The organism is Chamaesiphon sp. GL140_3_metabinner_50 (assembly GCF_025361915.1).
Lineage (GTDB): Bacteria > Cyanobacteriota > Cyanobacteriia > Cyanobacteriales > Chamaesiphonaceae > Chamaesiphon.
In genome coordinates, this window is record NZ_JANYJC010000272.1 from 1 (window position 1) to 8,821 (window position 8,821).

The window sequence follows — 8,821 nt, forward strand, 5'->3', positions numbered from 1 at the left end:
TCCCCGACGGTTTAGCGCACGCACCAAGCAGGGGGATCTCTAGGGTTTTCACTTCGATCGAGAGATGTGTGTACACGGTAGCTCCAGGGAGGGGATTTTTCTTACTCCTTACTCCTTACTCCCTACACCCCCCTTATACCACCGATACCAGCTTTGGGAACTCCGAATCGCCAGCCACAATAATAACAACGCAATCAAACCGCCCGAATTGGGTGCTTTGAAGGCAAACAATACCAATAACACGCACAAAATATCTTCTAAGAGTACCGCCCAGGTGGGCAATCCTTTGAGCCTGTAGAACCAGCCCACTTTGACTAGTTGCAATACCAGGGCGACTAAGCCCCCGACCACGCCGAAAATCCAGGTCAGTTGGGTGGGTTGAATTTGCAATATTCTCGCTACCGCCATCGCCATGACAGCACCCACTAGCGGGCTGAATACTAGTTCGACGACTTGCAATAATCGTTGTCCCCAGAGTTGCTTAGAGACGAATAGTTCGAGCAGTGTCCAAGCTGTAAGTACGGCGATGACAATTTGAGGTGGTACCCGATCGAGGAGCGGTACCCGTTGCCACAAGTCGGTTTGAATTAGTCCGATTACTAATAATGGAAGTGCGATTCGCATTCCCGCCGCAGCAGAGACTGATAATACAGCGAGGATTTCAATCATGAATTTTTCTGCTGTTGAAAACTTATCGTCTAGTTAGTAGTGACAGCTCGATCGGTCTGAATGTGCCCCGATTGACTGGTAATGTATCATTATAAATCCGATTTACGCTCGATCGATATGTTACAGTACAGCCAACATTTAGCAGCAATCGATCGTAGCAACTTGTACCGATCGATAGCGTAAGATAGAGCTATCTTAGTTAAATCGACACTCTTCTTTAGATCTACCTATGACCGATCGATCGCCTGTGCTGGATGTTCGTAATTTACGGGTGCAATTCCTCGGTGTCAAGCAACCTGCGCTCGATGGGATCTCTTTTGCGCTACAACCAGGGCAGACATTAGGTATTGTCGGCGAATCTGGTTCTGGTAAATCGGTAACTTCTCTGGCGGTAATGGGATTGCTACCCAGTGCGGGTAGAGTTACCCAGGGGGAGGTATGGTTTCAGGGTCATGAGCAAAATGATGGTAGTACCCCGCAACGGATCGATTTACTCTCGTTATTACCAGCGCAACTTTCGAGTTATCGCGGTTCGCAAATGGCGATGATTTTTCAAGAGCCAATGACTTCGCTAAATCCGGTATTTACGATCGGCTATCAACTAGTCGAAGCAATTTCTCAACATCAATCTTTATCGGCGGCAGAAGCTCGTCGTCAGGCTGTTTATGTCTTGCAAGAAGTTAAGTTAATTCCTAGCGACGATAGCTTACGAGAGCAGTATTTAACTAATGTTAAATACTTAGAAATTCCTGCTAATGCTTTGAGCGATCGAGAACTTAATGATGCGATTAATCAGCAAAAATTATCGTGGCTAGAACGTTATCCCCACGAACTTTCGGGCGGTCAATTACAGCGGGTAACGATCGCGATGGCAATTTCTTGTAATCCGACTTTACTAATTGCTGACGAACCGACAACGGCTCTCGATGTCACCGTCCAAGCGACAATTCTCGAACTACTCCAAGAGTTACGAGATCGGCGGGAAATGTCGATGATTTTTATTACTCACGATTTGGGAATTATTGCCGAAATTGCCGACGTGGTTGCAGTTATGTATAAGGGGCAAATAGTCGAATGCAAACCGATTTTAGAACTATTTCAAAATCCCACCCATCCCTATACTAAAAGTTTACTTGCTTGTCGTCCGCGTCCCGATCGATCGACCTCAATTCTACCGACGATCAAGGACTTCATGGAAGAACGCGTCCTTGCAGATGGTAGGATTGAAATCATTGAAAAACCTCAACCATTATCGGTTGTAATGCAAGACACAACCATCGATAATCGCGAACTAAAAGCACCAGAAATAGACGATCGATCGACACCAATTTTAGCAGTTAATAACTTAAAGGTTGGTTTCCCAGCTCGTGGGATGTTTGGTAAGAATAATCGAGAATATACGTGGGCGGTAAACGATCTTTCTTTTCATGTTAATCCTGGTGAAACACTCGGTTTGGTCGGCGAATCTGGATGTGGTAAAAGTACTCTAGCCCGAACGATTCTCAGACTGATCGAACCTCAATCGGGTTCGATTTATTTTCAAGGTCAAGATATTACCACACTCCGAGGCGAACAGATGCAAATTCTGCGCCGAGAGTTACAAATTGTCTTTCAAAATCCATTTAGTGCGCTCAATCCTCGGATGAGTATTTGCGATTTAATTGTCGAGCCGCTAGTAATTCATAAAACACTTAAAAGCAAAGCACAGCGTCAAGAACGTGCCGAATATTTATTAGAACGAGTTGGGTTGCATCCAGATTATCTCAAACTTTATCCGCACCAACTATCTGGCGGTCAACGCCAGCGAGTATGTATCGCCCGTGCTTTAGCACTCAATCCTAAGTTTATCATCTGCGACGAGTCGGTATCTGCCCTCGATGTCTCGGTTCAAGCGCAGGTATTAAACCTATTCAAAGAGTTACAATCTGAATTTAAGCTCACCTATATTTTTATTTCCCACGACTTGAGCGTAGTTAAATTTATGAGCGATCGGATTATGGTGATGAATCAAGGTAAAATTGAAGAAATCGATGCTGCTGAAAATGTCTACCGATCGCCACAAACAGAATATACTCGTAAGTTAATCTCTTCCATTCCCCTCGGTACGATCGATCGCATCATCCATCAACAAAGTAATCGAGAGTTAAGTAATAAGTAGGACGTAAGGCGTTAATGCGTCAGATTTCTATTGTCTTTACCCTAATACCTAAAGCCTAAAACCTAAATGATTACCGTAGCCTTACCAAAAGGTGGTTTACTAAAAGATTGTATCCAGCTATTTCAGTCTGTTGGCTTAGACTTTAGTGCCTTCTTAGAAAAAGATAACCGCCAACTTCAAATTGTAGATCCCACTAATCGCGCCAAAGCTTTGCTCGTTCGCAATCACGATGTCCCTGTTTATGTAGAATACGGACAAGCTCAATTAGGCATTGTCGGATATGACGTACTGCGAGAAAAAACGCCTCAAGTCGCTCAATTAGTCGATCTCAAATTTGGCACATGTAGACTGTCGGTAGCAGTCAGAGAAAATAGTCCCTACCGGAATACTTTAGATCTACCCGCACATGGTAGAGTTGCTTCGACATTCGTACATTGTGCTAGAGATTATTTTGATAGTATCGATTTACCGATCGAGATCGTACCACTTTCGGGTTCGGTAGAATTAGGGCCGATTACAGGCATGTCCGAAGCAATTGTCGATTTAGTATCCACGGGTAAAACACTCAAAGAAAACGGTCTGATCGAGATTGAAACTCTATTTTACAGCAGTGCAAGACTAATCGCTCATCCGTTAAGTTATCGACTCGATCGAGACGAACTCAGCGATTTAGTCGCCCAAATTCGCTCTCAAGTACTAGTAATTAGCCCATAGATAACTCCTAAATTAAGGTAGGAGCAATTAATTCATGAATTAACCAACGGATAGAGCTGTCCTTTCCTTTTTTGCATTCGCGGTAGATGGTATTCAAGCTTAAATCATTAGTATCATTCGATCGTATCGATCGAATGATTTCACCATATTTTAAATGGTAAAATGCCCATTGGATCTGAGCTTGGATCGTGAGTGATGCCCGACTCGCAAAACTATTCATATCATCTATGATAATCATTGGATTTCAACTCTTAATTAAGAGATAAGGGAAGATTATGCTGCCAATTTTGATTCGCAATCATTGGGGATTGACTACGATCGTACAATTCAGATACTCTGATGAAAGTAAAGAATATCCAAAGCAAAATGTTAATTCTAAAAAATATTGTAAAAGTAATTGACAAAATATCCATTATTTTGGTAATTAGTTTATATTATGGCAGTGCGGCAATTGCTCAATCTGCTCCCACGAGTCCCGCCAGCACTCCAGAAAATCCCAATACCCAAGTCCCACCAGCCGCCCAAAAAATTGAAGATCGACTGCCACAAAAGGATGTTGCGACCTTAAAATTTTTAGTAGAAAAATACAACTGCAATGATGGATCTAATCCCGATCTCACTTTTCGAGATGGGCAACAGATCGACCGCATCCGCTTTGCCGCTGGACTCCAGGCTTGCATTAAGGAAATCGATCGATTAGTAGCGCAGAAAATTGACTCACCTGTCACCAAAGAGGATCTAGAGACAATTAGACGCTTGCAGGAGTCTTATGCCACAGAATTAGCCACTCTCAAAACTAAAGTAGATAAAGTCGAAGGTAAAGTTGCTACTGTTGAAAAACAACAATTTTCAATTACAACTAAGCTCAGTGGCGAAGCAGTTTTAACGGCGGCTGGTGCTAGTGGTGCTAATCCCTTTGTGGCGGGTAGTGGCAATGCAAATATCGCTTTTACCAATCGTGTGCGGCTCAACTTGACTACTTCAATCCCTGGTGGTGGTACCCTCATTACTGGGTTGCAATCTACCAATGCTGGCAGTAGCAGCAGCATTCAATCCACCCTTGGTTACAACGATATTGGGGGGTTAAATAGCAGCACGGTTCGGTTGGGTTCGGAAGTGCAGTTTCCTGTCAATCCTAGTAGCGGTACTACCGTAGCCTCTCTAACTCCCGTTGCCAACAATAGCACCCGTCTGTACAAGTTGCTGTATTTACAACCTGTGAACAGTCAATTAACCGCATTTGCGGGTACTAGTGCCGAAGTAACCGATGCGTTCCCACAGATATCGCCGCTATTTAATGACGCTCAAGGCTCGCTGTCGCGGTTTGGGACGACGGCGGCAGTAACTAGGGTATCGGGCGGTACTTCTGGGTTTGGGTTGGCTGCTGCTGGCGGTGTCATCTGGCAACCAACTACCGAATTTGATGTGCGGGCACTCTATGGCAATATCAACGCCTTCGTTCCTGGCGATTCTTTAGTAGGTGGCGGTTTATTCGGCGGTAGCTACATTTTTGGCACGCAATTAACCTACAAACCCAGTAGCAATTTAGCATTAGCCTTGAATTATGCGTTTAGCTCCCACAAGATTAATATTTTAGGCACAGGGCTAACTTCTCAAGATATCAATGCCATTCCTACCAACGCGGCGAATTCCTTATCAAATCGCATCAATCTAAATAGCTTGGGTTTGACTGCCAACTATGGAATTACACCTAATATAGATTTGACTGCGACGGGCAGTTTGATATCTTCCAGCTTGCCAGGTGTCGATGCCAACGCTACTTTTACAAGCTGGATGGTAGGTGGGAGCTTCAAAGATGCATTTGCTCCTGGCAATATGCTGGGCATTCTCTTCGGGCAGCCGCTCAACCGTTCTTCCTTGGGGGGAAGTCAGGCAGGTACGAATAATACCAACGCTACTCCCTATCAGGTAGAAACTTTTTATAACATCCGCGTTAGCGATAATGTCTCCATTACGCCAGGGGTATTTTTTGTGTTTAACCCCGAAGGTATTGCCGGAACACCAACCGCAACAGTTGGTGCGCTGAGAACGACTTTTAAGTTCTAGGCAAGTTGACACCTCGTCAATTTCGATCGAAGCGTCTGGACTTGCCTCCATCTGGCTCTTAGGCACTGCCGCCGATTGTGTCTTATTGCGCTGTCTTGTCGCAGTTGTGTGGGCTGGTTTCCCGACGAGGGCAATCAGCTCCAGCTCCCCCGGCATTCTACAGGTCGCAACTTAGGTTAATTAAGATTATCGACCTTGGCATTGATGACATCGCGAATTTCCGCTGGGACGCTGGTAAAAAACTGATACCCAGTTAGCTTTTCTACCTCTTTAACCGATGTCCGATATTGTTGCCAAGGATCGTCTCTCACGCCTTGCTTGTTGGGGATAATTACCGCAATAGTGCGAGTATTTTTATCGACTCCAGCCACGCCAGCATTGGATTTATCCAGCACTAAGATTACTTTCCACGTTAGAGCTGGTACGACGACTTTACCCTTGCCTACAGTCGCTCTCAGACCGTTTTTACCGATGCCGCCTTGTCCGTGTCCGCCGGAGATAATAAATAGCTCTTTGCCAGATCTGGCTAAAACCCGACAATAATTTTCTAACTGTACCCATACGCCTTGATTATTATCGGGCGATTGGGGGATAATATTGGTCATCACAAAGGTGGGAATATTATCTTCTGGCGATCGACTGCGATCTTCGGAATTTGTCATGTGACCGCGATCGAAGCCACTCCCAGTATAATCTGAAGGCTTAATGCGTTCCCAACCTGCGGGTAACTCTTCATCTGGGGCAAATTTACCAACGCGATGAGCGTCGCCCAACCAAGATGCATTAAGTTCCCACGCTACCCAATTGGGGATGCCTTTATTTTTAGAGTAAGAGAGCGCGTACTGGGGACGGACGATTAAATAATTCTCGGCGTTACCTGCGGAGGTGGTTGCTTGAGAGGGATTACCCATCAACAGGTTGATATTGCCTTTAGTTTCTCCTCCTGAGGGAATGTCGGGGTTACGACAAGCAACAAGGCTAATCGCGATCGTCAAAATCAGGAGGTAGGCTATTCTTCGCACGGTTGTCAGCTCTGTAAAAACTCTGTTGTTCAGTCTACAGATTATCACCTTCAGCCGAACGCGGGGAATCGTTATGATACAGCGCGTCTAGTCTAGCACGAGCATCTTCGACACTAATCGATTTCATAATTAGTAACGGCTCGTTGGTGACATTACCCATATCGTCGAGCAATTCTGGGTGGGGAACTGTACCCGCACGATAATTAGAACCATAAAAATTAGCATTGTTTCTGGCTTTGGGCTGCCCTGCTTCCACGCTAAACCCAATTAGACTGCGGATCAGATTGCCGATCGCCAAAAATGCCAAAATCGTAAAGGCAATTAAATAAATAATTTGTAACATATCACTTTTTTACAGGAGTAGCCAAAAATAGTAAGTAGCACATCAAAAATTGTGAGAGATCTGGCACATTACCTGCCACCACCTGAGCTGGCAACAAGTGAGTGAGTACAGCTAGACCATCAATTTAGCTTTTATGAGAAATTAAGGCAATGGGGATCGCGCTTACTCTTCTATTTTAGACTGTTCCGACTGTCTTAACTGCATCGAAACATGCCAACATTCGGTAACGATTTGATGCCAACCCACCATTTGACTGGGTTCGATGCCTGCTTGTCCGCCGACGGCATTAAATAGCATTTTAGCAACACTCACCTCTTGTTGCGCCCGATCGACTCGTGCTAGTAATTCGGATTGGGCACTGGGACTCATAAAAGCAATCGGTTCGCGCTCTAGGAGTTCTTTCGATCGGGTAAACCAGTAGTCAAAGTCTACCAGCAAGGGCTGGAGGATGGTTTGGAGTAATTCCTGTTCTGATGGCTGCGATTTAGACATGGGGTACAAACAGATTTTTAATATATACATCCATTCTAGATCTTTTTTTACAATTCTTAATGAAAAAATTTAGAATTAGTCGCAGATTTATCACTAATTAGTCAATTGATGGGTATCGTGAAAATAGTGACCGATCGGACTTTGACTTTTGGAGTCGATCGGCGGTATAATAGTACCCATGCACCAAACTTTTAGTACTTAAACGAAGGCACCAACCCCTAATTTAATGGCAACCCAAATCACCAATAGCCCAGACAGACAGAAAGCCCTCAATTTAGTCCTCAGTCAAATCGAGAAATCTTTTGGAAAAGGGGCGATTATGCGGCTGGGTGATGCCCAGCGGATGCGGGTAGAAACCATTTCAAGTGGAGCGATGACTCTAGATATTGCCCTGGGCGGCGGTTTGCCCAAAGGGAGAGTCATTGAAATTTACGGCCCAGAAAGTTCTGGTAAAACTACCCTCGCCCTACATGCGATCTCCGAAATCCAAAAAGCTGGTGGAGTCGCAGCATTTGTCGATGCCGAACACGCTCTAGATCCGACTTATTCGGCGGCTTTGGGTGTAGACATCAACAATCTGCTCGTCTCGCAACCCGACTCTGGCGAAGCCGCACTCGAAATTGTCGATCAATTAGTCCGTTCGGCGGCTGTCGATATCGTCGTGATTGACTCGGTAGCTGCACTGGTACCGCGTGCGGAAATCGAAGGCGATATGGGCGACTCGCACATGGGTTTACAAGCCCGTCTGATGAGCCAAGCACTGCGAAAAATTACTGGGAGTATTTCTAAATCTGGTTGTACGGTAATTTTTATCAACCAACTGCGTCAAAAAATCGGGATTACCTATGGTAGCCCTGAAACCACTACTGGTGGTACCGCACTCAAGTTCTATGCGTCGGTAAGATTGGATATCCGCCGGATTCAAACCCTCAAACGCGCTAATGAAGGCGAGTACGGGAACCGCGTTAAGGTTAAGGTGGCTAAAAACAAAGTCGCACCACCATTCCGCATTGCCGAGTTCGATATTATCTTCGGGAAAGGGATTTCTACCGTCGGTTGTTTGGTAGATCTGGCTGAAGAAACCGGAATTATCACTCGTCGGGGTGCTTGGTATAGCTACGAAGGCGACAATCTCGCCCAAGGACGCGACAATACAGTCAAGTACATGGAAGAAAATGCCGAGTTTGTGACTAAAGTTCAAAACCAGGTATTGGAGAAGCTCAATACTGGCGTAGCTGTCTCGGCAAATTCGCTCAAGCAAGCTGAGGAAGAAGAAGACGATGATGGCGAAGATGGTGAAGAATAAATTCACAGCATAAATTATAAAAATTGGGGAGGGGTAATTCATGAATTACC

General features: G+C 45.1%; 8 protein-coding genes. 4 read left to right on the plus strand and 4 right to left on the minus strand.

Going from position 1 to position 8,821, the window contains the following annotated elements; all coding sequences use genetic code 11:
- Positions 1–108: 108 nt before the first annotated feature.
- Complete coding sequence (locus Q0R35_RS13470; protein WP_295619046.1) at positions 109–669, minus strand: DUF4126 domain-containing protein; 561 nt, start codon at positions 667–669, stop codon at positions 109–111.
- 229 nt (positions 670–898) lie between these two features.
- On the opposite strand from Q0R35_RS13470, the gene Q0R35_RS13475 reads away from it, so the two are divergent.
- From Q0R35_RS13475 to Q0R35_RS13485, 3 genes are all read left to right on the plus strand, one after another.
- Entirely contained in the window at positions 899–2,827 is a 1,929-nt protein-coding gene (locus Q0R35_RS13475) for an ABC transporter ATP-binding protein (protein ID WP_295619049.1), read from the plus strand.
- Positions 2,828–2,893: 66 nt separating this feature from the next.
- The gene (gene hisG, locus Q0R35_RS13480) at positions 2,894–3,541 is read left to right on the plus strand and encodes an ATP phosphoribosyltransferase (protein WP_295619052.1); all 648 of its coding nucleotides are present in this window, start codon (positions 2,894–2,896) and stop codon (positions 3,539–3,541) included.
- A gap of 366 nt (positions 3,542–3,907) precedes the next feature.
- Positions 3,908–5,608 carry an iron uptake porin gene (locus tag Q0R35_RS13485; protein WP_295619055.1) on the plus strand — a complete coding sequence of 567 codons (1,701 nt, stop codon included), beginning with the start codon at positions 3,908–3,910 and terminating at the stop codon, positions 5,606–5,608.
- A gap of 176 nt (positions 5,609–5,784) precedes the next feature.
- Here Q0R35_RS13485 and Q0R35_RS13490 read toward each other — a convergent pair whose 3' ends face one another.
- The 3 genes from Q0R35_RS13490 to Q0R35_RS13500 form a co-directional block, all read right to left on the minus strand.
- Positions 5,785–6,630 (minus strand): DNA/RNA non-specific endonuclease, encoded by an 846-nt coding sequence (locus Q0R35_RS13490; protein ID WP_295619058.1) that lies wholly within the window; start codon positions 6,628–6,630, stop codon positions 5,785–5,787.
- Between the two features lie 34 nt (positions 6,631–6,664).
- On the minus strand, positions 6,665–6,973 hold the full coding sequence (locus tag Q0R35_RS13495) for a DUF2973 domain-containing protein (protein ID WP_295619061.1): 309 nt from the start codon (positions 6,971–6,973) through the stop codon (positions 6,665–6,667).
- A 162-nt stretch (positions 6,974–7,135) separates the two neighbouring features.
- Entirely contained in the window at positions 7,136–7,465 is a 330-nt protein-coding gene (locus Q0R35_RS13500; RefSeq protein ID WP_295619064.1) for a DUF2605 domain-containing protein, read from the minus strand.
- Positions 7,466–7,691: 226 nt separating this feature from the next.
- Here Q0R35_RS13500 and recA point away from each other — a divergent pair, with 226 nt between their 5' ends.
- Positions 7,692–8,771: a recombinase RecA gene (gene recA / locus Q0R35_RS13505; RefSeq protein ID WP_295619067.1), complete on the plus strand. Its 1,080-nt coding sequence runs from the start codon at positions 7,692–7,694 to the stop codon at positions 8,769–8,771.
- Positions 8,772–8,821 lie beyond the last annotated feature (50 nt).

What these genes read in the sequence shown, in the direction of transcription:
- Q0R35_RS13485 (WP_295619055.1), top strand. Translation starts at nt 3,908, where the DNA reads ATGTTAATTCTAAAAAATATTGTAAAAGTAATTGACAAAATATCCATT.
- Q0R35_RS13500 (WP_295619064.1), bottom strand. Translation starts at nt 7,465, where the DNA reads ATGTCTAAATCGCAGCCATCAGAACAGGAATTACTCCAAACCATCCTC.
- Q0R35_RS13495 (WP_295619061.1), bottom strand. Translation starts at nt 6,973, where the DNA reads ATGTTACAAATTATTTATTTAATTGCCTTTACGATTTTGGCATTTTTG.
- hisG (WP_295619052.1), top strand. Translation starts at nt 2,894, where the DNA reads ATGATTACCGTAGCCTTACCAAAAGGTGGTTTACTAAAAGATTGTATC.
- recA (WP_295619067.1), top strand. Translation starts at nt 7,692, where the DNA reads ATGGCAACCCAAATCACCAATAGCCCAGACAGACAGAAAGCCCTCAAT.
- Q0R35_RS13475 (WP_295619049.1), top strand. Translation starts at nt 899, where the DNA reads ATGACCGATCGATCGCCTGTGCTGGATGTTCGTAATTTACGGGTGCAA.
- Q0R35_RS13470 (WP_295619046.1), bottom strand. Translation starts at nt 669, where the DNA reads ATGATTGAAATCCTCGCTGTATTATCAGTCTCTGCTGCGGCGGGAATG.